The sequence below is a fragment of the Megalodesulfovibrio gigas DSM 1382 = ATCC 19364 genome, assembly GCF_000468495.1.
GTDB lineage: Bacteria > Desulfobacterota > Desulfovibrionia > Desulfovibrionales > Desulfovibrionaceae > Megalodesulfovibrio > Megalodesulfovibrio gigas.
The window spans coordinates 1418501-1441422 of the sequence record NC_022444.1 but is presented as its reverse complement, the minus strand read 5'-3'; the positions used below and the strand labels follow the sequence as shown (position 1 = coordinate 1441422).

Genomic DNA, 22922 nt, shown 5'->3' with positions numbered 1-22922 from the left:
TCATACTGCGTCAATTCGTTACATGGCCATGCGCATGCCGCCGAAGGGCGCCAGGTCCGGGCCATCAGCCTTGACCGTGCCGTCCAAGGCCAAAACCTGCACCGCCACGGGGCCGGTGTATCCCGACAGGCGCACGGCGTCGTCCACCAAACCTGCCAGGCCCGCGCAACAGGGCACTTCCATGCGCAACACCGTCACCGAGGCGGGCCGGGCCGTCTTGAGGATGGCGGCCAGCTTCTGCTGGTAGTGCGCTGCGGGGCCGAACTTGGGGCAGCCCAGGGTCAGCACGCGGCCGTGCAGGTGGGTGCTGTGAAAATCTCCCGCCGCGCCGGGGGCGCAATCCGCCGCCACCAGCAGGTGCGCACCCTGGAGAAAGGGCGCTTCCGGCCGCACCAGCTCCAGCTTGATGGGCCAATGGGTGAGCGCGGACGCTTGCGGAGCAGGCTGCGAGACGGCCTGCGAGACAGTCTGGGGAGCGGCCTGGGGCGCCGGCGTTGCCCTGGGCGCGAAGCTGCGCTCCATGGATCCGGGGCAGCCGCACGGCATGCTGGCCGGACGGGGTGCCGGGGCCGCCTGGGGCTCCTTCAGGGTCTCGATGCGCTCGTGCACGGCCTCTTCGTTGAATTCCTCGGCCTCGCGCTCCACAACCTGCAGCGCGCCCGTGGGGCAGTGTCCCAGGCAGGCGCCCAGGCCATCGCAATACAGTTCCGCCACCAGCTTGGCCTTGCCGTCTATGATCTGCAACGCCGCTTCGGCGCAGCCGGGCACGCAGGCGCCGCAGCCATTGCAGAGGTCTTCGTTGATTTCGATGATCTTGCGCGTCACTTTCATGGGGGGCCTCCTTCGGCTCTGAAAACACAATAGACCATGACCGGACCTGCGACGTTGACGCACGTCAAGAATAGGCATTTTTTTGCGATTTGCCTGTGGTGCAAAAAATGACTAGGGACACATGCATCACGCCACGCTGAGGAGATTCCATGTCCAAACCGTCATCGCCCGATCAAACCGAGCAGTTTTTGCAGGACCTGCCGGAGATTGCCCCTGGCCAGGCCTTCCGTTTCGCCTGTCATCCCGAGGTGCCCTGCTTCAATGCCTGCTGCAGCGACCTCACCCTCATGCTCACCCCGTACGACGTGCTCATGCTGCGCCGGCAACTGAACCTGGGCAGCCAGGAATTTTTAAGCCGGCACGCCAGCTCCGGCACGCACCCGCAGACCGGCTTTCCCCTGGTGTTCATGACCATGCTGGACGACGAGCGCAAGCGCTGCCCCTTTGTGCGTCCAGAAGGCTGCAGCGTGTACAACGCCCGGCCCGGCGCCTGCCGCGCCTATCCCCTGGGCCGCGCCTCCCGTTTGGAGGATGGCCAGGTGAAGGAGCGATATTTTCTGGTCCAGGAAGAGCACTGCCAGGGATTTGTTCAGGACAAGCACTGGACGCCTTCCGCCTGGTATGCCGACCAGCAACTACTTATCTATAATGAAGAAAACGACCGCTATATGGCCCTCATGGCCATGCAGCGCCAGACCGGCCGCCTGCTGGACCGCAAACGCAGCGCCATGGCCCTCATGGGCCTCTACCAGCCCGACAATTTTCAGGAATTCATCCGTAACTCCCGGCTGTTTGAGAGGCTGGACCTCCCCGAGGAGCGCCAGGCCTTCATCCTGGCCGATGAATACGCCACCATTGACTTTGCCTACCATTGGTTGGAGTTCTTGCTCTACGGCCGCAGCAAAGTGCTGCGCCCCCGAACCGAGTGACAGGAGGCCGCCGCCATGGAACGACCCCATCCCAAGATCTATTCCCCTGACCAGCTGGCTGAAATTCTGGAGACGCGCCGCAGCTGCGGCAAAATCGTCTTCACCAACGGCTGCTTTGATCTGCTGCACCCCGGCCACGTCACCCTGCTGACCCAGGCCCGCACCCTGGGCGACGTGCTGGTGGTGGCCGTGAACTCCGACGCCTCGGTCCGCGTGCTGGTCAAGGGCCCCAGCCGGCCGGTGAACACCCTGGCCGACCGCATGTTCATGCTGGCGCACCTGGAGATGGTGGACTACGTGACGTGGTTCGAAGCCGCCACCCCGTACGACATCATCAGCCAGTTGCAGCCGGATATCCTCGTCAAGGGCGGCGACTGGCCCGTGGAAGCCATCGTGGGCCGGGACGTGGTGGAAGCCCGCGGGGGCAAGGCCGTCTCCCTGCCGCTGGTGGAGGGCGTCTCCACCACGGGCATCATCGACCGCATCCGGAACGCCCGGTAGCGGGCTCCCGGATCGTCACCGCAGACAGGCCATGGCCGCGCCCTCCTGCCCTGCCGGGCAGCGCTGGATTCTGCACCTGGACATGGATGCCTTTTTTGCGTCCGTAGAAGTGCTGGACAATCCGGCCCTGGCCGGCAAGCCGGTCATCGTGGGCGGGGGGGAGCGCGGCGTGGTCAGCGCGGCGTCCTACCCTGCCCGCGCCTTTGGCGTGCGCTCGGGCATGCCCTCGGCCCAGGCGCGCAAGCTCTGCCCCCATGGCATCTTCCTGCACGGCAGCCACAGCCGCTACGGCGAGGTTTCCCGGCTGGCCATGGCCGCGCTGGCGCAGTTCTCCCCGATCATGGAGCAGGCCTCCGTGGACGAAGCCTATCTGGACATGACCGGCATGGAACCCTTTCTCGGTCCGCCAGAGGCCATGGGCCGCGCCGTCAAGGACGCCGTCCGCCGGGCCACGGGCGGGCTGGCCTGTTCCGTGGGCCTGGCGCCGGTGAAGTTCCTGGCCAAGATCGCCTCGGACTGGAACAAGCCGGACGGGCTCTTCGTCCTGCATCCCACGATGGTCGATGATTTCCTCATCGCCCTGCCTGTGGGCAAAATCCCCGGCGTGGGCGGCAAGAGCGAGGCCCGGCTCCGGCAACTGGGCATCCGCACCGTGGGAGACCTCCGGCGGCTCTCCCCTGCGTTTTTTGTGCGAGAGTTCGGCAAATGGGGGCAGGCCCTGTGGGATCGCGCCCACGGCATCGATCCCCGCGGGCTGACCTCCCACTGGGACGCCAAAAGCGAAGGCGCGGAAGTGACCCTGGACCACGACACCGCCGACCGCGAGCTGCTGGCCCGGCATCTGTATCAGCAGTGCCACCGCGTGGGCCGCAGGCTGCGCAAGGACGGCCGCACCGCCCGCACCATCACCCTCAAACTCAAAGACCGCGACTTCAAAAGCATCACCCGCAGCCGGACCGTGGAGCTGCCCGTGGCCAGCACCGACGGCTTGTTCGAGGTGGCCAAGTCCTTGTTGGACAAGGAAAAGCTCTCCCGGCCCCTGCGGCTCATCGGCGTGTCTGCCAGCGGCTTTTTCGCCCTGCCGCGGCAGTTGCCGCTCTTTGACGATGCCGAGGCCCGACGCGAGGAACGCCGCCAGACGCTGGACAAGACGCTTGATGACATCGAGGCCCGTTTTGGTCGGGGAGCCGTGCAGCGAGGCCGCGCGGTGGGTACGCATGATCGCGAATCCATACAAAAGAGCCGCCGGGAGAACCCCGGCGGCTTGGAGAAGGACTGCTCTGAGGAATAGTCTTGTTCTATCTTCGAAGTCGGTTAAGGTTGAGGATCAGGATAAGAGATCTTTCTTGCCGGGTATCCGGCGGGACGAGGTGGCTTTGTTGTCCTCATCCTCTCTAGTTGGTCGCGCTCTACAGGACAATATCCCGGGCGACCCCGTGGGCAACTCCGCTTGCCGTGTGTACGATGGCTTTCATTATTTCTTCGTACCCTCCGTTGCAGGTGCCGTTTCCTTGCCTCTGACTACATGATAACCACAACCGCAGCGTTGTAAAGGGTTATTTTTTATTTTTTTATCCCGCCTGCGACGGAGTGAAATCCGCGGGCCGGTCCAGATATTTCGCCCATCGCGTCGCGACCTTGCCCCGCTCCTTGTCCGTGAGCGAGCGCTTGCGCAACAGCACAGCCATGGCGTCCACGGCCCGGGGTCTGCGGCGTATCATCTCGGCATCTTTGCCTTTATCCAGCAATCGCTGCCCCAGTTGGCTATACCGGTATTCCAGCGACACCAGCTCGAAACGCGCCTCGGTCCAGCCCAGATACCAGTGCCAGTCCGTCACATACAACCAGCTGTTTTCGTTGAATGCACGGACATGGGTGGGATCCTGCCAGGCGCCGTGGGCCAGGTCGTATGGCACCACCACATCCAGCAGCCCGCCTTCGGCCAGCAGGCGCAGGCAGGTCTCATAAAACGTCGTCACCTGTGGCAGGTGTTCCAGCAGGTCATGGGCGATGATGCGCGCCGCACAGCCCGGCGCAAGCCGCACCGCCCCGAAGCGCGAGCTGGAATAGACCGTCTCCGGCGTGGGCGGGAACGGCCGGGCCAGATCGGCCACGATGTCCGGCTGCCAAAAGGGGTTGATGTCCACATTCAGGCAGTCGGGCTTGAAGGATTTGCCGCTGCCGCAGTTCAGCGTCCAGCCATCCGATGTTGTGGAAGATCGCGTATCCATGCCTGCGGTGCTATCAGGCCCGGCGATGCGGCACAACCGCCTTCGTGCATTGCAGGGGTTGCAACAGCCGCGACAATGGTGCACCATCCGTGTATGAGCGAATATATTGACGGCTTTGCCGACGCCAACACCGTGGGCATTGTGGAGAAGCAGTCCTTCACCTTTGCCAATTCCGGCGAGCCCCTGCTGCTGGAGAGCGGCCAGCTCCTCGCCCCCGTGACCCTGGCCTTCGAGACCTACGGCCGCCTGACGCCGGCACGCGATAACGCCATCCTCATTTGCCATGCCCTCACCGGCGATGCCCATGTGGCCGGTTATCACGACCCCGCCAAGGGCGGCAGCGGCAAGCCCGGCTGGTGGGAGCTGATGGTCGGCCCTGGCAAACCCATCGACACGGATCGATACTTTGTCATCTGTTCCAATGCGTTGGGCAGCTGCATGGGCTCCACCGGTCCGGCCAGCGAAAAGCCGGACGGCAGCGGCCTGTACGGGCTGGATTTTCCCGTGGTCACCATCGGGGACATGGTCAAGGCCCAGCGCGAGCTGATCGGCCATCTGGGGATCCCGCGCCTGCTGGCCGTGGTGGGCGGCTCCATGGGCGGCATGCAGGTGCTGGATTGGAGCTGCCGCTACCCGGAGATGGTCTACGCCGCCATCCCCCTGGCCACCACGGCCCGGCACTCGGCCCTGAACATCGCCTTCCACGAGGTGGCCCGGCAGGCCATCATGGCCGATCCCAACTGGAACCGCGGCCGCTACACCGACTCCAGCAAACCCGGCACAGGCCTGGCCGTGGCCCGGATGGTCGGCCACATCACCTATCTTTCAGACGAAGCCATGCGCCGCAAGTTCGGCCGCCGCCTGCAGGATCGCGACGCCTTCAGCTTCGATTTCGACCTGGACCTGCCCGACTTCCAGGTGGAAAGCTACCTGCGCTACCAGGGTCGCAAGTTTGTGGAACGGTTCGATGCCAATTCCTTCCTCTACATCACCAAGGCCGCGGACTACTTCGACCTTGCCGCCCAGCATGGCCAGGGCTCCCTGGCCGGAGCCATGAGCCAGGCCCAGGCGCGGTTTTTGGTGATCAGCTTCTCCTCGGACTGGCTCTACCCCACCTACCGCTCCCGGGAGCTGGTCCAGGCCATGAAAAAGGCCGGCCGGGACGTCAGCTTCATGGAGATAGACGCCGACTTCGGGCACGACGCCTTCCTGCTCCAGAACGAACGGCTCTCGGCCCTCATCGCCAACTTCCTGGATCACTCCCAGGCAAAACTGCGCATGGAGGCCGGCCATGCGGTTTGATCTGCAACAGATCGCCAGCTGGATTCCCCAGGGCGCCAGCGTGCTGGACCTGGGCTGCGGCTCCGGCGAGCTCCTGGCCCATCTGCAGGCCCACAAAGGCGTGCGCGGCCAGGGCATTGAACACGGCGAAGACAAGGTGGCCCAGTGCATCGGGCGCGGCCTGTCCGTCATCCAGGGCGACATCAATACGGAAATCCTGGACTACCCCGACGGCCGCTTTGATGTGGTGGTCCTCTCCCAGACGCTGCAACAGGTCTACAAGCCGGCCATCCTGCTCAAGGAGATGCTGCGCGTGGGCCGGCGCGGGGTGGTGAGCTTCCCCAACTTCAGCCATTGGCGCATCCGCATGCAACTGCTGCTCTCGGGCCAGGCCCCGCGCACCAGCGAACTGCCCTACGAATGGTGGAACACGCCCAACATCCGCGTCATCACCCTCAAGGACTTCCGCGCATTCTGCAAAGCCCACGCGCTGCCCATCCTGGAGGAAGCGGCCCTGGATACGGACTACCGCCGCCAGGACGGGCACGTGCTCAGCCTGTGGAAATCCTGGCGGGCCCGGTATGGCATCTTCCTGCTGGGGGCGAGATGAGGCGCGCCACGGCATCGAATCGCCGCGCCCTGGCCACCTGCCCGCCGCGTGCTCCATTTTTTGGAGCATCACTTTTTGGAGAGTTTCCTCCATTTTTTGATGCTACAGACCTATTGGCAAGCTACAAAATTTGTAGCCCAAAATAAAAATCTTTTTATTTCAGATGATAGAAGAGCAGCTTCGCAAGGGTTTTCGTTGGCACGCCGGTTGCTTTTAGGCAAGCATCCGTGCGCAACTCCCTGGGCACTTTTTCTCATCCCGTACAATAGGAGAAAGACAATGCGGAACCAGCAAGGCTTCACCCTCATCGAAATCATCGCCGTCCTCGTCATCCTCGGCATCCTCGCCGCCGTGGCCGTCCCCAAGTACAACGACATGCAGCTGACTGCCGCTAAAAAGGGCGCTGCCGGCATCATCGCAGGCGCCATGTCCCAGTGCTCCCTGGCTTATGCCAAAGCGCTGCTGGATGGAGGTAGCTCCAACGTTGACGCCGCAACCGGGAAGGTCGTGCCTGGTGTCATTGAAACTGCTTGCAAAGCTACTGGGGTGACTGGCGACTACGTCCTGGCTTGCGCTGCGAGCGGTAGTGATATCGTCATCACCGTTACCCATCCCGATTTCACCATCGGCACTGACGGGGTAGCAACGTGGAAAAGCCCCGACAACAACTAGCGGGACGCGACTGACCCAAACACCACCCGATGCAAGGGGCAGCCCATGGCTGCCCCTTGTTGCGTTGAGCCGTCAGACTGCCCTCGGACAAGCCTGCCGACACTGGCCCTGAAAGGCGGTGCGGCTTTTTTTCGTTCCGTTTCGCGCTATTCCGGTGTATATGGGTGGCACGTATCGTTCCCACCCTGCAGCCACTGCGAGTGCCGCGCATGTTCAGCAGATCGTGCTTCCTGTTGCTTCTGGCCGCATTGATGGTTGTTGCCGGCTGCGCTGGCCGGCAAGCCCCTTCGCGCACTGCGTCGCCGCAATCCGGCGGCCTGCTGGAAACGCGCAGCGCACCGACGCCACAGCCCGTCACCGTGCTGTTGGTCCTGCCCCTGGGCAATGCCTATGGGGCCTTCGCCAGCAAGGTGGCGGCCGGGGCGCAGATTGCCGTGGCCCGTCTGGCCCGGGACGGCGTGCGGGTGCAACTGCAGATTGTGGACACCGCCGCCGCCGACTGGCTGGATCAGGTGATGCGCACCTCGCCCTCCGTGCTCATCGGCGGTCCCATGCTGGCGCAGGATCTGATGCCCCTGTTGAGTCTGGCCCCCAGGCGGCAGGTGTTCGCCCTGATGCCCGAGTTCCCCACGGGCCTGCCCCAGGAAGGCCGGGATGCCTGGCGCTTCTTCACCAGCCCGCGGGACCACATCGAGACCATGCTCACCACGGCCCGGGATCACTTCGGCGTCAAGGACGTGGGCGTGCTGTATCCGGACGAGTCCTTCGGCCAACGCCGGGCGCAGTTGTTTCAGGATGTTGCGCGCGAGATGGGAATGCTCACCAAGGCTGCCGCAGCGTATGATCCGGCCGAGCCCCTGCGCTGGAACCGGCAGGTGGCGGCGTTTCTGGAGCAAGGCTATGCCGCGGGCGTTCCTGGCGGCCGGCATCCGGGCATGGAAGCCGTGTTTTTGCCGGATGCATGGTCCCAGGCGCAAATGCTGGTGCCGCTGTTTTCGTACTATCAGGAAGACCACATGCTCGTGCTGGGCTCGGCGCTGTGGGATCAGACCCTGGCCATGCGCCCCGAGGATCAGCAGCCCTTCCGGCTGGCCATGTTCCCCGGCGCCTGGTGGGAGGGCAACGCCGCGCCCGAGGCCCGCGCCCTTGTGTCCGCCCTTGGCGCCAAGCCGGACTACTGGCATGCCCTGGGGTATGATTTCATCCGCTTTGCCGCCACCATGGGGCCCCTGCCGGCCAATGCCGACGCGCAGTGGATCAACACCCGCCTGCAGGCCGTGCAGCACATGGCCTGGAGCATGGCCCCCCTGCGCTGGAACGCCCGGGGCATGGCGTCGCAGCGCCTGTTTGTGTTCGCGCCTACGCCATCCGGCCCCGTGCCGGCCAATCTGGAGGCCATCCGCAGCCGCTTTGCCGAGGCGGCCAGAAATTACCGCATCCGCATGAACGGCATGCCCTGACGCAGTACGGCGGGGATGCGTTTAGAGCAATGTACTTTTGAAAAGAACTGTCGGGGGAAAACCTTTCTNAACCTTTTGCAAAAAGGTTCTCCCCTCTCGCAACGTCCTTTTCAAAATTAACCTGCTCTAAAACATGGACTTGAGCAGCTCTTCGCTGGTGGTGGCGCTTGGCGGTTTGGTGCGGGTGGCCGGGCGGGGCGCTGGCGACTCGCTCACGCTGACGCCGTAGCTGGGTTCGCCGCCCTGCCCCTGCACCAGCGCCGCCTTTTCCGCGTGGGGAAAGGGCATGAAATCGTTGTGGATCAGATCATCCGTCACCGTGACGGCAGCCACACGCAGCGTCGGCGTCTGATCCAGAAGCTGCGGCGCGGCGAAGTCCTGCACGGGGTACATGCCTTCCACCTTCAGCCGATAGGCGGCCCAGATGGGCAGGGCCGTGCGTCCGCCGGTCTCGCCCTTGCCCATGGGCGTCAGCTCGTCGAAGCCCACATAGACGCCGGTGAGCAGATACGGCGAAAAGCCCATGAACCACGTGTCTATTTCGTTGTTGGTGGTGCCGGTCTTGCCGGCCACGGGCCGGCCAAGCACCTTGGCCCGGGTGCCGGTGCCGGCCTGAACCACGCCCTGCAGCATGGTGGCCATGGCGTAGGCGTTTTCCGGGCTGATGGCCCGCACGGCCTCCGGCTTGATACGCAGCACCTCTTCCCCCCAGGCCTTGCGTACGCTGTGGATGAACCGCGGCTTGACGTAGGACCCGTCCCGCGCAAACGCGGTGTACGCCTGCGCCAGATTCAGCGGCGTGAACACCTGCGCCCCCAGCGAGATGGGCAGGTACGGCGGAAACTCCCCTTCCAGCCCCAGCTTGCGGGCATGGGCGATAACCTTGCGGATGCCCATCTGTGCCGCCATGCGTACGGTGACCAGATTGCGCGATTTGGCCAGCGCCACCCGCATGGGCATGGGGCCCAGGTAGCCGCCGCCATAGTTTTTCGGACTCCAGGAGCCGACGGTGATGGGGCTGTCCAGCACGGTGGAGCTGGGCGTGTAGCCGTGCTCCAGCGCTGCGGAAAAGACAATGGGCTTGAAGGCCGATCCAGGCTGCCGGCGAGCCTGGGTGGCGCGATTGAACCAGCTGTCGTTGAAATCGTAGCCGCCCACCACGGCCACCACGTCGCCGGTGGGAGGTTCCAGGGAAATGACAGCCCCTTGCGCCTGGGGCTTTTCGCGCAGGGCACACAGCAGGATCTGGTCCCTGACCAGGGCTTGGCGCAGATCCTCCAGTTTGCGGGCGGCGGCGGCCTGCTCGGCGGGGGCCTTGTCCAGGTCCACCATATACACATCCGGCCCTTCCACGCTCACCCACACCACATCCCCAGGACGCAGCCCGCCTTTTTTCCAGCGCGCCCAGGCCATGGAGGATGCCGGAATGAAGCCCCGGCGGCTGCCCATGCGCAGCTCGGCGCCGCCGTTCTTCAGGCCCACCACCAGCGCCTGCAGCCACTTGCCGGGCTCCAGATCGGCGGCGGTCGGTTCGCGCTCCAGAAATTCCTTCCATTGGTCCGGCTTCAATTGTTCCACCGGACCGCTCCAGCCGTGGCGGCGGGTGTACTCTTCCAGCCCGAAGCGCAGGGCCATCTCCGCCGCGGCCTGGTGCTGCAAATCCACGGCGGTGTGCACGTGCAGCCCTTTTTCGTACACGGCATCCTCGCCGTATCGGTCCAGGGGCAGGCCATTTTTGAGCACGTTTTCGCGGGACAGCATCTCGATGAGCTGGCGGCGCACCTCTTCCAGATAGTACGCGCCCAGACCCCAGGAAGGTTCCGGCATGGGCCTGAACTCCAGCCGCTGGCGTAAGGCATCTTCGTACTGCGTGGTGGTGATCCAGCCCAGTTCCCGCAGCCGCATCAGGGCCACCTGCTTCCTGCTCTGGGCCTTTTCCGGATTGGTGTAGGGGTTGTACAGGCTGGGGGCCTTGGGCATGCCGGCCAGCAGCGCGCCTTCGGCCAGGGTCAGCTCGCCCACATGCTTGCCGAAGAAGGTTTGCGCCGCGGCCTCCACGCCGTAGGATCCTGCCCCGAAAAAGACCTGATTAAGGTAAATGGTCAGGATCTCGTCCTTGGTCAGCCGGCTGTCCAGACGAAACGCCAGCACGGCTTCCTTGAGCTTGCGTTCGTATTTTTTCTGCGACGTCAGCAGCAGTTGCTTGATGATCTGCTGGTTGATGGTGGACGCGCCCTGTACGATGGTCCCGGCCTCGTAGTTGGCCAGGGCGGCACGCAGAATGGCCGGAAAGTCCACGCCCTTGTGCTCGTAAAAGGTGTGGTCTTCCATGGCCAGGAAGGCTCGCACCACATGCGCGGGCACGTCCTCCAGCGTTACCAGGAACCGTTTTTCGCGGTACAGATAGCCCAGCACCTGGCCATCGCGGGCGTAAACAGTGGTGACAAGGCTGGGTTCGTAATCGGTGAGCTTTTGGAAATCCGGCAAATCCCGCGTGACCCACATGTACAGGCCAAAGCAGGCAATGGACGCAGCAGCGACCAGCAGAAACACGACAAGCAGGCCGAAGCAGGCCAGATAGTAGCGTATTTTCATAGAGACGAATGCTCCCCGCCCTCGACCACTGCCTCCAAAAATGCATATAACTCATCGGCACAAAGTCTTCCCGACTTTACGCAGTTGGGACGTGCATTGCAAGAGCATGCAAAAAAAAGACGGAAGCCGGACGGGGAGGCACCGTCCGGCTTCCGCCGGCAAGAGGATTGATGCAGGACGTGGAGAGAAAATCTATTCGAAGACCAGCAGCTTCACTTCGTCGCAGGAGACTTCGCCGCGCTTCATCTGGCCCTGGATCTTGTCGTAAAATTCAAAGCTGACCTTGCCGTTGAGGTCGCCGGTCATGGCCTGGATGGCAGCACCGGGAAACACGTCCATCACCCTGCCGCGCGAGGGCCGATGCCCGCGGATGGTGATGACCAGATTGTCCATGCCGCGGTTCTCGATGCTTTTGATGTCGTGCGGTTTCACCACGCGGTAAATGCCGTCGTGAATGAAATGGTATTCCGTAAAGCCAACATTGAGGAATTTGGAGACCTGCTGCCGCTCGCCATTCAGGGTATAGATGTATCCTTTCAAATACATTTCCTGCCCTTGGGCGCGTGCCATCGCAGGCATGGACAACAGGATGACGAGCATGAACAGTAGCATTCGGCGCATGACGAACCTCCAGAAACCTTCAGGCATGGGCGACAATGACTTGAAACACCTCTGTTGTGTGCAGAGGCGCTTACATGCCATGCAACATCGACTTGACACGGGCAGCCAATGGCAGTCTTCCCTGTTCGGCACTTACCATTGCAGATTGCTTTTGGCAAGCGGTTCGGGCTTCATTGCAGAAAATGATCGTATTGCACCAAATGCCCGCTGCTATCAGAGTCGTAGCGGTGTTGTCGCTGTGGTGGCGAGATGTAACGCCCCGCAAACAGGACGACGGCGGCGGATTTCCGCTCTCCTTGCAACACGACAACGCCGACGGCGGCACCTGGCGGCTCCCCCATCGGCGTTGGCATCATGTCAATGCAGTCGTTACAATATGCGCGACAGTCCCTGAAACACCGCCACAGCCAGCACATACGCCGTCACCGTGCTGTATGCGGTGGAAAACAGCGCCCACTTCCAGTTGCTTTCGCGCCAGATGGTCACCACGGTCACAAAACACGGGGCATAGATGAGCACGAAGAGCATGAGGGCGATGGCCGCAGCCATGGTGAAGTTCGGATTCGCAGCCAGGCGTTCGGAAAGGCTGCTGGCGTCTTCCGCATCCACTTCGCCCAGGGAATAGGCCGTGCCCAGGGTGGAGACGATGACTTCCTTGGCTGCAAAGCCGCCCACCAGGGCAATGTTGGTCCGCCAGTCGAACCCGGCCAGGCTGGAGAGAGGCTCCAGCGCCTTGCCGATGCGGCCGGCCACGGAATATTCCAGGCTTGCTTCGGCAATGGCGGCTTCGTCCGGCAGGGCTGCCGCCTGTTCCTCCGGCAGGGAGGGATACGTCATGGCCGCCCAGATGAGGATGGAGATGGCCAGAATCACCGTCCCGGCCTTTTTGATATACTGCCAGGTGCGTTCCCAGGTGTGGATCAACAGCCCGCGCATGGTGGGGAAACGGTACGGCGGCAATTCCATGACAAAGGGCGTGGCCGGCCCGCGAATCACCGTCCAGCGCAGGACGCGCGCGCCCACCAGCGCCATGGCCCAGCCAGCCAGGGTGAGGGCGAACATGCCCCAGGCCTGATGATCCGGCAGCACCACGCCGGTAACGAGGATGAACACCGGCAGTTTGGCCCCACAGGTCATGAACGGGGCCGTGAGGATGGTGGCCAGCCGTTCCTTGGGGCTGCGCAGGGTGCGCGCAGCCATGACGCCCGGCACGGCGCAGCCGCCGCCCACGCCGCCGGAAATGATGAGGGGCATCACCGAACTGCCGTGCAGGCCAAAGATGCGGAACACGCGGTCCAGCATGTAGGCCACGCGGGCCATGTATCCCGTATCTTCCAGGAATGCCAGGAGGAAGAACATGATCATGATCAGCGGCACAAAGGAGAACACCCCGCCCACGCCCTCGATGATCCCGGACACGATCAGGGATCGCAACGCCCCCTCGGGCAGGACGCCGGAGGCCGTTTCCGACAGCCAGCCGAAGACCATCTCCATCCACCCCATGGGCGTTTCCCCCAGGGTGAAGACGGCGTGGTACAAGCCCAGGAGGATGCCGAACATCAGCACCGGCCCCAGCATCCGCTGGGTGAGCACGCGATCCACCTTTTCGGAAAAGGCCCGGCGTTCTTCGGCCACCTCGCGCGAGAGCACGCCCTTGCGCATGAGGGAGGCAATGAAGCCGTACCGGTAATCCGCAATGATGGCTTCGGGCTCCACTTCCAGGGTGTTGCGGCAATGGGTGGCGGTTTTGGCGGCAATCTCCTCCAACTGTGCGGAGACAGCCCCGGCCTGCCGGCCCTGGGCCAGGACCTCGGCATCTTCTTCCAGATATTTGAGGGCGATCCAGCGCGCCGGGTAGCGGTCGGTCAGAAAATGATGCTGCTCGATGAGCCGCTGCATGCCGGTCAGGGCCACATCCAGATCCGGCCCATAGGAAACATGCAGGGGTGTCGCCTGGACCGGAGCATCCAACCGGGCCGTCACCAGCGCCATGAGCTCGCGCACGCCCTTGCCCCGCTTGGCCACCAGCGGCAGCACAGGCACGCCCAGCAGCTCGGCCAGTCGCGGCATGTTGATGCGCATGCCCTGGGCTTCGGCTTCGTCCATCATGTTCAGGGCCAGCATCAGGGGCGCGCCCAGCTCCATGAGCTGCACGGCCAGGTACAGATTGCGCTCCAGGCACGCGGCATTGAGCACGCCCACCACCACCTGCGGCCGCTCGCTCACCAGCACGTTGCGCGCCACCAGCTCTTCGGGCGAATAGGCAGACAGCGAGTACGTGCCCGGCAGATCCAGAATCCGGACCTCCCGTCCGTCCACCACAGCCACGCCTTCCTTGCGCTCCACGGTGATGCCCGGATAGTTCCCCACATGCTGCCGCGCGCCAGTCAGCGCATTGAACAGCGTGGTCTTGCCGGCATTGGGGTTGCCGGCCAGGGCCACGCTGGCGGTATGTTTCGCCGCCATGGGGCTACTCCTCGATCTGGACCAGGATATGGTCCGCTTCATTGTTTCTCAGACTGATGGTGGCCCCCAGCACACGCAGGGCCACGGGATCATACAACGGCGCACGGCCAGACACGCTCACCTGCACGCCGGGAGCAAGACCCATGTCCCGGATGCGGCGGCCCATCTCGCCCTTGGCCGTCACGCTGGCGATGGTGGCCAGTTGATCCACTTGCAACACGCGAAGCGATACGATTTGTGACATGGGTTGCATCTCCTGCCAATTTGGAACGAATTTTTGCATGATGGCTGCCCGGACGGGCCATCAAATAGAAAGAATAGCAACGCGGCAAGGCTCTAGGGCAAGGCATCTTTGAAAGGAGTTCTCGGGGGAGAACCTTTCGCAAAAGGCTTCCCCACTCGCAACGTCCTTCTTCAAAAGTACAAGGCTCTAGCCGCCGCGACGCGTGCAACACGGCCGCGACGGGCAGGCCAGATCCGATGCAGCCGCCCCGCGGTCCAGCACGCGGACCATGATCTTTTCCGCCATGCCGTGCCCGATAGCCAGCTGCCCCCCGCGCACACACAGGCAGCACTGCCCGCAGCCGCAGGAATCCACCTTGACGGTGGAGCCCGGCGTAAGCCCCAACGCCAGCAGCCGGCTGCGCATGGCCGGGCAGTCCCCCACCTGGACAATGCGGATGGTGGCCCCGGCCGGGACCTTGCTGAGAGGCAGCACCTGAGGGGCTGTGTCTGGACGATGAAGCATGTGCATGCATGATGGAATAGCCTCGATGAGATTGATTGTCAAGTTCTATGTCATTGATTTGTCTGTGCAACCGTGTTGCATTACTCCGCGCCCGCCTCTTCGTTCGCACGTTTATGCAAATTGTGACGCAACATGCATACGCACCGTTGACTCCGCCACCACCGGCGCGTACAGCACAGCAAAGAAGACGCAAGGAGGGGCAGGATGCACATATCCGAAGGCGTGCTGGCCGGGCCGGTACTGGTGGCCGGCTGGGCTGTGGCGGCCGCCGGCATCGGCATCGGGCTCAAGAAGCTGGACGAAAAACAGCTTGTTACGGCCAGTTTTCTGGCGGCGGCATTTTTCGTGGCCTCCCTCATTCATGTGCCCCTGGGACCGGGCAACGTGCACCTGGTGCTTAACGGGCTGCTGGCCGCCATCCTGGGTTGGGCGGCATTTCCGGCCATCTTCGTGTCACTGCTATTGCAGGCCGTGCTCTTCCAGTACGGCGGGCTGACCATTCTGGGCGTGAACACCGCCACCATGGCCAGTGCCGGTCTGGTGTGCTGGCTGGCGGCAAGGCCCTGGCTGGCCAAAGGCGGCCGGGCGCGCGCCGTGGCGGCATTCTGCATGGGCTTCGGCGCCGTGGGGGTGGCCGCGGTGCTCACCTCCGCCTGCCTGGCCCTCACCGGCGAGGCCCTCGTTCCCACGGCCATGCTGCTGCTGGCAGCGCATTTGCCGGTGATGCTCATCGAAGGCGCCGTCACCGTGGCGGTGGTGCAGTTTCTGGCCCGGGTACAACCGGAGCTGCTGCACCTGCCGCTTTCGCCGACTGCGGCGGGGAGGGCATGATGCGATCTTGCGGTCTGCTTGCGATTGTCCTGTGCGGTGTTGCGCTATACAGCCTTGCGATGTCCGGCCCGGTCTTGGCCCATCGCGTGAACGTATTCGCCTGGGTCGAAGGCGGCGAGGTGATGGTGGAAGGCAGCTTTTCCCGGGGCAATCCGGCCCGGGGCGCTGCGGTGGAAGCCTTTGTGCCGGGGCAGGACGCGCCGGTGTTCCGCGGCGAGACCAACGCCGCCGGGCTGGTCCGCTTCCCCCTGCCCGTGGCGGCCCATGGCCAGGAGCTGCGCATCATCGTGAACGCCGGCGAAGGACATCGCAACGAATGGCTGCTTTCTGCGCAGGAAACTGGCGCAATCGCACCAACGACAGCGACCGCCGACACCGCGCCCGCAGTGGAGCCCCCTGCCCTTGCCGGCCCTGCTGGGGTTGCCGGTCTGGCCCTGCCCGAGGACCGCGACCGCCTCAAGGCCCTGGTGGCCGAGGCCGTGCGCGCCGAACTGGCCCCCCTGCAGCATCAGGTGACCGAGCTACAGCGCCAGCTGGCCCAGCCCGGCCCCAGCGTGCAGGACATCACCGCCGGCATAGGCTTTCTGTTCGGTCTGGCCGGGGTGGCCATGCTGGTGAAACGCAAGCGCTAAATTTTTTTTGTGGATTCGTGCCACTATTTTAGAAAAAATACCTGGAAAATCGTCCAAACAAATCATTCATCACCAGGAGATGTCATGAAATCTTTGCCCCGCCTGTTTTCCGCCGCACTGGTTCTGGCTGCGACCCTGTGCGCTGCGGCGCCAGCCATGGCGCATTTCGGCATGGTTATCCCCTCCACCAACGCTGTGGACCCCAAGACCAGGACCGTGGAGCTGACGCTGTCCTTCTCGCATCCTATGGAGATGGAAGGCATGGATCTGGCCAAGCCGGCAGCGTTCTTTGTCGTGTCCGAAGGCAACCGCACGGATCTGCTGCCCGCGCTCAAGGAAGCCAAGGTCATGGACCATGCCGCCTGGAAGGCTGCGTATGCCGTGGTCCGGCCCGGAGTATACACCGTTGTCATGGAGCCGCAGCCGTACTGGGAGCCGGCCGAGGATGTGTCCATCATCCATTACACCAAGACTGTGGTGGCCGCGTTTGGCGAGGAAGAAGGCTGGAATGAGCCGGTCGGCCTGAAAACCGAAATCGTGCCCCTGACGCGACCCTTCGGCAACTACGCCGGGTTCAGCTTCAGCGGCCAGGTGCTGGTGGACGGCAAGCCCGTGCCCAACGCCACGGTGGAAGTGGAATACTACAACGAACAGAAAGCCATCACCCCGCCCACGCCCTACCATGTGACCCATGTGGTCCAGGCGGATGCCAACGGCGTGTTCACCTTCGCCTGCCCCCGGGCCGGCTGGTGGGGCTTCGCCGCGCTGACCGAGGCTGAAACCACCCTGCCCGACCCCAGCGGCGCGCAAAAGCCCGTGGAACAGGGGGCCGTGCTGTGGATCAAGCTGGATGCCTGGCCCGCCAAGTAGCGCAAGGCCTCTTTGAAAGGAGTTCTCGGGGGAACACCTTTCTGAAGAAAGGTTCTNAACCTTTTGCAAAAAGGTTTCCCCTCTCGCAACGTCCTTTTTCAAAACTAAAATTCCCTAAAAGCGGCAGGACGAGGGGGAAGCGGGCAAGCGTTGCGCCGCGGGGGATTCTTTTGTAGACAGCATGCACCATTCCCTGCATCCTGCAAATGGCCACGCCGCGCCACGTACTGGGGAGCCGTGCATGCCCAATTACGACTATGAACACCTGGACGCAGCCTGCGCCCTGGGGCGCATCTTCGAGCGCTTCCAATCCATCCATGACGACCCGTTCACCACGTGCCCGATCTGTGGCGCGCCCGTGCGGCGGCTCATCTCCAAGCCCATGATCAGCGTGCCGCGTTCCGACGCCGAAATCCGCGACGCCGGCTTCACCAAACTGGTGCGCCGCGATACCGGCGTGTACGAAAACGTGACCGCCCGCGAGGGCGAATCCCGCTACGTGCACCATGACAAGCCCGAAACCATGCCAGACCTCTCCCGCGTGCTGAGCGATTGACCCTGCAACGGACCCAGCCCGGCCATGCACTGGGCATGACCGGGCTGCTTGTCCGAATCGAGGCACGGTGGTGTTGGGGTGTGTGCGCGCCTGATGGCTAGTATTACGTTTTTAGATTTCGTATGTCAACAATTGCATCAAATCAAACTAAGTATTCAAGGATCAATCCCCAAAATTCTCCCGCCGGCCCGGCGAACCGCCAGCCCAGATGCGTCCCGCAGCGCGTGCACACCGCCACTTGCCAGAAATGTTCGGGGAACCAAGTGAACTCGCTTGACGGCGGTCCTATCGCCGCGCATCCTTCGGCAGACGAAAAACATCCGATCTCGAACACCAATCCCGCAGGATTGCAGAACACGTGCGCATGGCGGCCGGCAATCCGAATGCGCGCCGCCGCCGTGGTGACGGGAGCGCGGCACAGGGCGCAGCGCAGGGGCGTGGCCGGAGTCTGGTCGTGCTGCGGCGCCTCCCCCTGATCAGGCTCGATGCCAGGCGCACTCCTGGAACGGCATGAGATGGAAGGGTGAGCCCTGCAGGCCGGTACGAGGCAGGAAGACATGCGCATCCCGGGGTTGTGTGCAAATGGTGACAACATTGTCACACGCACGAGGTAACAAGGCAATGCCTGTACGGGTTGAAAGCAGGAACACCAGCACGCGTCGTACAGCCCATTCCCGGGGACGTAACGAGTCATGACCTTTCCCACCGCCACGCCGGAGGCGCCGCGAACGCCCTCCCTGCGAACGATACCCGCCGTCACGCGGACCTTGTCGTTCAAGCTGCTGTGGGTCTCCGCCGTGCTGCTCAGCCTGTTTCTGACCCTGGCCTTCGGCTACGGGCACTTCCGCCTTGAGCGCGAGTTTGAGCAGGAGCTGAACAATTACGCCGATGCCGCCGTGGATCGTCTGGCCCTGAGCCTGGGCACGCCGGTGTGGAATCTGGAACAAAGCACCGCCCTGGCCATCATGCGCGCAGAGATGCACGATCCGAGTGTCGTGTCCATCGTGGTCCGCGATTCCCTCACCCAGCGCGTGTTCGCCGCCCTGGGCCGCACGCCGGCCTGGGAACCCATGATGCTGGACGACGCTCCGCCCCCCGACCCCTCCCAAGCCCAAGGCACCCTGGCCCGCACCCGGCACCTGGAAACGCTGGGCCGCGTGCTGGGCACGGTGGAGCTGCGGTGCACGCCGGCCTTCGTGCAGCAAAAAGTCCGCAAGCAACTGCTGGAACATGCCGGCGGGATTGTGCTTTCCGTCATCGCCCTCATGGCCGCCTACGTGCTGCTGCTCAAGCGCATCGTCCTGGATCCCGTGGGCCGGCTCACCGCCCTGACCAGCGACATCCGCTCGGACAGGGACTATTCCCGCCGTGCGCCGGTGCGCCGTCTGGATGAAATCGGCTCCCTGGCCATAAGCATCAATGCCATGCTCTCGGAAATCGAAGCCCGGGATCTCAAGCTGCAGGGCCACGCCCGGCAACTGGAAGAACTTGTGGCCCAGCGCACCGCAGACCTGACCCGGGCCAATGCCCAACTGCAGGAAACCGTGGCGGCCCTGGAGCAGGCAGACAGCGCCAAACGGGAATTCCTGGCCAACATGAGCCATGAAATCCGCACCCCCATGAACGCCATCATCGGCATGAGCGACCTGCTCACCGGCACGGAACTCAATGGCCGCCAGCGGGACTATGTGCAGTCCTTGCGGGCCTCGGCCCAATCCCTGCTGTCCCTGCTGAACGAGGTGCTCGATTTCTCCAAGATCGAGGCGGGCATGGTCACCATCGAGCAGGTTCCCTTCCTGCTGCGCAGCCTGCTGGACGAACTGGCGGACATCTTCCGGGACCGTGTGGCCAGCAGCGACGTGGAATTCGTCATTGATGTCCCTCTGGCCACCCCGACCATCCTGGCCGGCGATTCCCTGCGGCTCAAGCAGGTGCTGACCAACCTGCTCTCCAACGCCTTCAAGTTCACCCGGCAGGGAGAAGTCCGGCTCACCGTGCGCTCCCAGCCCCTGCTGGGCGGCAAGGTCCAGCTGACGTTCATGGTGTCCGATACGGGCATCGGCATTCCCGCGGACAAGGTGCAGACCCTGTTCGACGCCTTCACCCAGGCAGACGGCTCCACCCAGCGCAAATACGGCGGCACCGGCCTGGGGCTGGCCATCTGCCGCAAGCTGGTGCAGCTCCTGGGCGGGGAGGACATCCGCGTCCAGACCGCGCCGGGCCAGGGATCCACCTTCGCCTTCGACCTCGCCATGCCCCTCGCCGAGCAGGAACCCCCCAGCGCTGCGTGGCTCCTGCCCCAGGCCATGCGCGGCATGCAGGTGCTGCTGGTGGAGGACAATCCCCACAGCGCCCTCATGGTGGAGCGCATGCTCGCCCACCTGGGCATGCACCCGGTCACCGCCGCCTGTGCCGAGGAAGCCCTGGAACGCATCGCCAGCGGCGAGCGCTTCGGCGCCGTCATCATGGACTGGAAGCTGCCGGGCATGGACGGCATCGAGGCCAGCCGTCGCCTGCGGGCCTTGCCGCAGATGCAGGACGTGCCCCTCGTCATGGTCAGCGCGTTTGGCCGGGATCGGGAAGTGCGCGAGGCCCGCAATGCCGGGGTGGACGGCTTTCTGTTCAAGCCGGTCAAACAATCTTCCCTGTACGAAACCCTGCTGTCTTTTTTTGATGACGGCGCGGCCAGTCACGCCGCCGCCTCTGCCCGCGCAGACGGGCCGCATGGGCCGCTCCCGCCCGGCTGCCGCGTGCTGCTGGCGGAAGACAATCCCACCAACCAGCAGGTGGCCATGGAAATCCTCACTCGCGGCGGCGTGCAGGTGACCGTGGCCGACAACGGGCTGGAGGCCGTGCAGCGCATCAAGACGCATGGGGCGCAAGCCTTCGACATGGTGCTCATGGACGTCCAGATGCCCGTGATGGACGGCTACAGCGCCACCATCGCCATCCGCGAGCATCTGGGCAACACGCCCCTGCCGATCATCGCCATGACCGCCCACGCCATGCAGGGCGACAGGGAAAAATGCCTGGCCGCCGGCATGGATGATTACGTCACCAAACCCATCAACCAGGCCATGCTCTTCGCCGTGCTGCGCAACTGGCTGCCCGAGCGCGGATGCCTCGCCACGTCCGATGCCAGACAACCAGGGCACACCGGGCAGACCCGCCTGGACCTGCCCGGCATTCACGGCTCGGACGCGCTGGATCGATTGCAGGTCAGCCTGCCGGACTGGCTTCGCATGCTGCGGCATTTTTTTGAGGACAATGCCGGCCTGGAAGACGCCGTGCAGGGCATGGCCGAATACGGAGAAGCCCTGGCCCTGGCCGGCCTGGGCCACTCCCTGGGCGGCGCGGCGGCCAATCTGGGGCTGGGAGACCTGGCGCAGGCAGCCAGGGCCCTGGAGCATGCAGCCCAGGAAGACACAACCGCCGCCCTGGCCGGGCCTGTTGAAGACATGCTGCGGGAATTTGCCGTGGCCAGGGAATCCTTTGGCATCCTGCATGCCCGCCTTGCCGGTACAGAAGAACCAGAAGGGGCGGGCGAAACGGGCGAAACGGGCCGCCCAACCCGCCAGGCGCACCAGATGTCGCCCCCTCCGCAGGCCGGCTTGTCACAAACGCTCCAGGCCCTGCGCGAGGCCGCCCAGGAGTTCGACCCCGTTCGCGCCGCCGCAGCCATGGAGCAGCTGCCGCCCTGGCAGGCCCAGTCCCGCCATCGTCACACCCTGGAGCGGCTCAGACGCCACGTGGCGGCCTATGAATTTGACGACGCCCGGCAGCTCGCGGAACAGATGCTCGCTGCACTGCAGGAACCATAGCCCGGCGGACCATGCCGGCCCCGTCGCACCGCACACCGCAGAGGATCCAGGCATGAATGATCTCAACTCGTGCAGACTGCTGTTGGTGGACGATACCAAGACCAACATCGACCTGCTTGTGGCTGCCCTCATGGACGATTACATCCTCTCCGTGGCTCTTAACGGCCCCAGCGCCCTGCACATCGCCGCCAAACTCAAGCCCGACCTCATCCTGCTTGATGTGATGATGCCGGAGATGGACGGCTTCGCCGTCTGCCAGCAGCTCAAGGCCGACCCGGAAACCAGCGACATCCCTGTGATCTTCCTCACTGCCATGGATGATCCGGACATGAAGTCCAAGGGATTCCAGTTCGGCGCCGTGGATTACATCACCAAGCCGTTTCATGCCGCCGAGGTCAAGGCCCGGGTGCGCAACCATCTCTCCCTGCTTCTGGCCCGCCGCCAGCTGGCCCGCCAGAACAGCGAACTGGAACACCGCGTGCAAGAACGCACCCGGGAGCTGGAGCACAACTATCGCGACACCCTGCTGCGCCTGGGCCTGGCCGCGGAATACCGCGACAACGACACCGGCCGGCACATCCGCCGCATCCGGGAATTCACCGCCCTGCTGGCCCGCAAGAGTGGCTGCACGCCCAAGGAAGCCGAAGACATGGGCCTGGCCGCCACCATGCACGACATCGGCAAGATCGGCATCCCCGACGCCATCCTCCTCAAGCCCGGCAAGCTGGATGCGCAGGAATGGCAGATCATGCAGCGCCACGCCCAGATCGGGGCAGACATCCTGGCCTGCAGCAACTCGCCGCTGCTGAACCTCTCGCGCACCATCGCCCTCACCCACCATGAGCGCTGGGACGGCACGGGCTACCCCCAGGGTCTGGCCGGCGAGACCATCCCCCTGGCCGGGCGCATCGTGGGACTGGTGGATGTGTTCGACGCCCTGACCTCGGACCGGCCGTACAAGCCGGCCTGGAGCGTCGCCGAAGCCGCCGCAGTCATCCACAAGGAACGCGGCGCGCACTTTGATCCGGCCCTGGTGGATCTGTTCCTGGACGATTTCGACGCCTTTCTGCATATCTATGACCAGCATAAGGACGGTGCGCCGGGCAACGGCTCCACCCTGGCCCTGCTGGAGGAAATCCAGCACCGCGTGCAGGAGGAAGAACCGCAACTCTGACGCCACATCAGACACTGCGATGCTACAGCCACTCCTCTAGCGTACGTTGTTTTTGAAAAGAACTCTCGGGGGAAAACCTTTCTGAAGAAAGGN

At 63.9% G+C, this 22922-nt stretch carries 20 protein-coding genes; 13 read left to right on the top strand and 7 right to left on the bottom strand.

Features of this window, described 5'->3' with window-relative positions; all coding sequences use genetic code 11:
- Positions 1-18: 18 nt before the first annotated feature.
- Positions 19-831, bottom strand: coding sequence for an ATP-binding protein (locus tag DGI_RS06300; protein WP_021759978.1), 813 nt, complete (start codon positions 829-831; stop codon positions 19-21).
- A 149-nt stretch (positions 832-980) separates the two neighbouring features.
- Between DGI_RS06300 and DGI_RS06295 the strand changes: the two genes are divergently transcribed.
- From DGI_RS06295 to dinB, 3 genes are read left to right on the top strand one after another with little or no spacing between them, the layout of a single operon-like run.
- A complete protein-coding gene (locus tag DGI_RS06295) occupies positions 981-1760 on the top strand; it encodes a YkgJ family cysteine cluster protein (protein WP_021759977.1) in 780 nt (259 codons plus the stop codon).
- Positions 1761-1775: 15 nt separating this feature from the next.
- On the top strand, positions 1776-2261 hold the full coding sequence (gene rfaE2, locus DGI_RS06290) for a D-glycero-beta-D-manno-heptose 1-phosphate adenylyltransferase (protein WP_021759976.1): 486 nt from the start codon (positions 1776-1778) through the stop codon (positions 2259-2261).
- Positions 2262-2292: 31 nt separating this feature from the next.
- Positions 2293-3552, top strand: coding sequence for a DNA polymerase IV (gene dinB, locus DGI_RS06285; protein ID WP_021759975.1), 1260 nt, complete (start codon positions 2293-2295; stop codon positions 3550-3552).
- A 280-nt stretch (positions 3553-3832) separates the two neighbouring features.
- On the opposite strand, the gene DGI_RS06280 is transcribed toward dinB, so the two are convergent.
- On the bottom strand, positions 3833-4492 hold the full coding sequence (locus DGI_RS06280; RefSeq protein WP_021759974.1) for a methyltransferase domain-containing protein: 660 nt from the start codon (positions 4490-4492) through the stop codon (positions 3833-3835).
- Positions 4493-4585: 93 nt separating this feature from the next.
- Between DGI_RS06280 and metX the strand changes: the two genes are divergently transcribed.
- The 4 genes from metX (at position 4586) to DGI_RS06260 (ending at position 8515) form a co-directional block, all read left to right on the top strand.
- Positions 4586-5794, top strand: a complete 1209-nt coding sequence (gene metX / locus DGI_RS06275) for a homoserine O-acetyltransferase MetX (protein ID WP_021759973.1) — start codon at positions 4586-4588, stop codon at positions 5792-5794.
- A complete protein-coding gene (gene metW, locus DGI_RS06270; protein WP_021759972.1) occupies positions 5784-6383 on the top strand; it encodes a methionine biosynthesis protein MetW in 600 nt (199 codons plus the stop codon). Before metX ends, metW begins: the two co-directional genes overlap by 11 nt.
- Before the next feature lie 279 nt (positions 6384-6662).
- The gene (locus DGI_RS19510) at positions 6663-7055 is read left to right on the top strand and encodes a type IV pilin protein (RefSeq protein ID WP_021759971.1); all 393 of its coding nucleotides are present in this window, start codon (positions 6663-6665) and stop codon (positions 7053-7055) included.
- A 209-nt stretch (positions 7056-7264) separates the two neighbouring features.
- Entirely contained in the window at positions 7265-8515 is a 1251-nt protein-coding gene (locus DGI_RS06260; protein WP_027193314.1) for an ABC transporter substrate-binding protein, read from the top strand.
- A gap of 126 nt (positions 8516-8641) precedes the next feature.
- On the opposite strand, the gene DGI_RS06255 is transcribed toward DGI_RS06260, so the two are convergent.
- The 5 genes from DGI_RS06255 to DGI_RS06235 all read right to left on the bottom strand — a co-directional run bounded on the left by DGI_RS06255 (position 8642) and on the right by DGI_RS06235 (position 14945).
- The gene (locus DGI_RS06255; RefSeq protein WP_021759969.1) at positions 8642-11110 is read right to left on the bottom strand and encodes a penicillin-binding protein 1A; all 2469 of its coding nucleotides are present in this window, start codon (positions 11108-11110) and stop codon (positions 8642-8644) included.
- Between the two features lie 192 nt (positions 11111-11302).
- Positions 11303-11731, bottom strand: a complete 429-nt coding sequence (locus tag DGI_RS06250; protein WP_021759968.1) for a hypothetical protein — start codon at positions 11729-11731, stop codon at positions 11303-11305.
- A gap of 369 nt (positions 11732-12100) precedes the next feature.
- Positions 12101-14197, bottom strand: a complete 2097-nt coding sequence (gene feoB / locus DGI_RS06245) for a ferrous iron transport protein B (RefSeq protein WP_021759966.1) — start codon at positions 14195-14197, stop codon at positions 12101-12103.
- A gap of 4 nt (positions 14198-14201) precedes the next feature.
- The gene (locus tag DGI_RS06240; protein WP_021759964.1) at positions 14202-14441 is read right to left on the bottom strand and encodes a FeoA family protein; all 240 of its coding nucleotides are present in this window, start codon (positions 14439-14441) and stop codon (positions 14202-14204) included.
- Between the two features lie 186 nt (positions 14442-14627).
- The gene (locus DGI_RS06235) at positions 14628-14945 is read right to left on the bottom strand and encodes a FeoA family protein (RefSeq protein WP_081696948.1); all 318 of its coding nucleotides are present in this window, start codon (positions 14943-14945) and stop codon (positions 14628-14630) included.
- Positions 14946-15149: 204 nt separating this feature from the next.
- Here DGI_RS06235 and cbiM point away from each other — a divergent pair, with 204 nt between their 5' ends.
- The 6 genes from cbiM (at position 15150) to DGI_RS06205 (ending at position 22829) form a co-directional block, all read left to right on the top strand.
- Positions 15150-15776 carry a cobalt transporter CbiM gene (gene cbiM / locus DGI_RS06230; RefSeq protein WP_021759961.1) on the top strand — a complete coding sequence of 209 codons (627 nt, stop codon included), beginning with the start codon at positions 15150-15152 and terminating at the stop codon, positions 15774-15776.
- Positions 15777-15862: 86 nt separating this feature from the next.
- Positions 15863-16408, top strand: coding sequence for a hypothetical protein (locus DGI_RS06225; RefSeq protein WP_144284132.1), 546 nt, complete (start codon positions 15863-15865; stop codon positions 16406-16408).
- Between the two features lie 84 nt (positions 16409-16492).
- On the top strand, positions 16493-17278 hold the full coding sequence (locus DGI_RS06220) for a DUF4198 domain-containing protein (RefSeq protein WP_034608061.1): 786 nt from the start codon (positions 16493-16495) through the stop codon (positions 17276-17278).
- A 241-nt stretch (positions 17279-17519) separates the two neighbouring features.
- On the top strand, positions 17520-17834 hold the full coding sequence (locus tag DGI_RS06215) for an FmdB family zinc ribbon protein (protein WP_021759958.1): 315 nt from the start codon (positions 17520-17522) through the stop codon (positions 17832-17834).
- Positions 17835-18526: 692 nt separating this feature from the next.
- On the top strand, positions 18527-21655 hold the full coding sequence (locus DGI_RS17040; RefSeq protein ID WP_051286659.1) for a hybrid sensor histidine kinase/response regulator: 3129 nt from the start codon (positions 18527-18529) through the stop codon (positions 21653-21655).
- 52 nt (positions 21656-21707) lie between these two features.
- The gene (locus tag DGI_RS06205; protein WP_021759955.1) at positions 21708-22829 is read left to right on the top strand and encodes an HD domain-containing phosphohydrolase; all 1122 of its coding nucleotides are present in this window, start codon (positions 21708-21710) and stop codon (positions 22827-22829) included.
- Positions 22830-22922: the final 93 nt, after the last annotated feature.

Bases quoted from the DNA above. Each gene is read 5' to 3' on its own strand.
- DGI_RS06215 (WP_021759958.1), top strand. From the start codon at position 17,520: ATGCCCAATTACGACTATGAACACCTGGACGCAGCCTGCGCCCTGGGG.
- DGI_RS17040 (WP_051286659.1), top strand. From the start codon at position 18,527: ATGACCTTTCCCACCGCCACGCCGGAGGCGCCGCGAACGCCCTCCCTG.
- metW (WP_021759972.1), top strand. From the start codon at position 5,784: ATGCGGTTTGATCTGCAACAGATCGCCAGCTGGATTCCCCAGGGCGCC.
- DGI_RS19510 (WP_021759971.1), top strand. From the start codon at position 6,663: ATGCGGAACCAGCAAGGCTTCACCCTCATCGAAATCATCGCCGTCCTC.
- metX (WP_021759973.1), top strand. From the start codon at position 4,586: ATGAGCGAATATATTGACGGCTTTGCCGACGCCAACACCGTGGGCATT.
- DGI_RS06280 (WP_021759974.1), bottom strand. From the start codon at position 4,492: ATGGATACGCGATCTTCCACAACATCGGATGGCTGGACGCTGAACTGC.
- DGI_RS06205 (WP_021759955.1), top strand. From the start codon at position 21,708: ATGAATGATCTCAACTCGTGCAGACTGCTGTTGGTGGACGATACCAAG.
- DGI_RS06220 (WP_034608061.1), top strand. From the start codon at position 16,493: ATGAAATCTTTGCCCCGCCTGTTTTCCGCCGCACTGGTTCTGGCTGCG.
- DGI_RS06255 (WP_021759969.1), bottom strand. From the start codon at position 11,110: ATGAAAATACGCTACTATCTGGCCTGCTTCGGCCTGCTTGTCGTGTTT.
- DGI_RS06300 (WP_021759978.1), bottom strand. From the start codon at position 831: ATGAAAGTGACGCGCAAGATCATCGAAATCAACGAAGACCTCTGCAAT.
- dinB (WP_021759975.1), top strand. From the start codon at position 2,293: ATGGCCGCGCCCTCCTGCCCTGCCGGGCAGCGCTGGATTCTGCACCTG.
- DGI_RS06240 (WP_021759964.1), bottom strand. From the start codon at position 14,441: ATGTCACAAATCGTATCGCTTCGCGTGTTGCAAGTGGATCAACTGGCC.
- feoB (WP_021759966.1), bottom strand. From the start codon at position 14,197: ATGGCGGCGAAACATACCGCCAGCGTGGCCCTGGCCGGCAACCCCAAT.
- DGI_RS06250 (WP_021759968.1), bottom strand. From the start codon at position 11,731: ATGCGCCGAATGCTACTGTTCATGCTCGTCATCCTGTTGTCCATGCCT.
- cbiM (WP_021759961.1), top strand. From the start codon at position 15,150: ATGCACATATCCGAAGGCGTGCTGGCCGGGCCGGTACTGGTGGCCGGC.
- DGI_RS06260 (WP_027193314.1), top strand. From the start codon at position 7,265: ATGTTCAGCAGATCGTGCTTCCTGTTGCTTCTGGCCGCATTGATGGTT.
- DGI_RS06295 (WP_021759977.1), top strand. From the start codon at position 981: ATGTCCAAACCGTCATCGCCCGATCAAACCGAGCAGTTTTTGCAGGAC.
- DGI_RS06235 (WP_081696948.1), bottom strand. From the start codon at position 14,945: ATGCTTCATCGTCCAGACACAGCCCCTCAGGTGCTGCCTCTCAGCAAG.
- rfaE2 (WP_021759976.1), top strand. From the start codon at position 1,776: ATGGAACGACCCCATCCCAAGATCTATTCCCCTGACCAGCTGGCTGAA.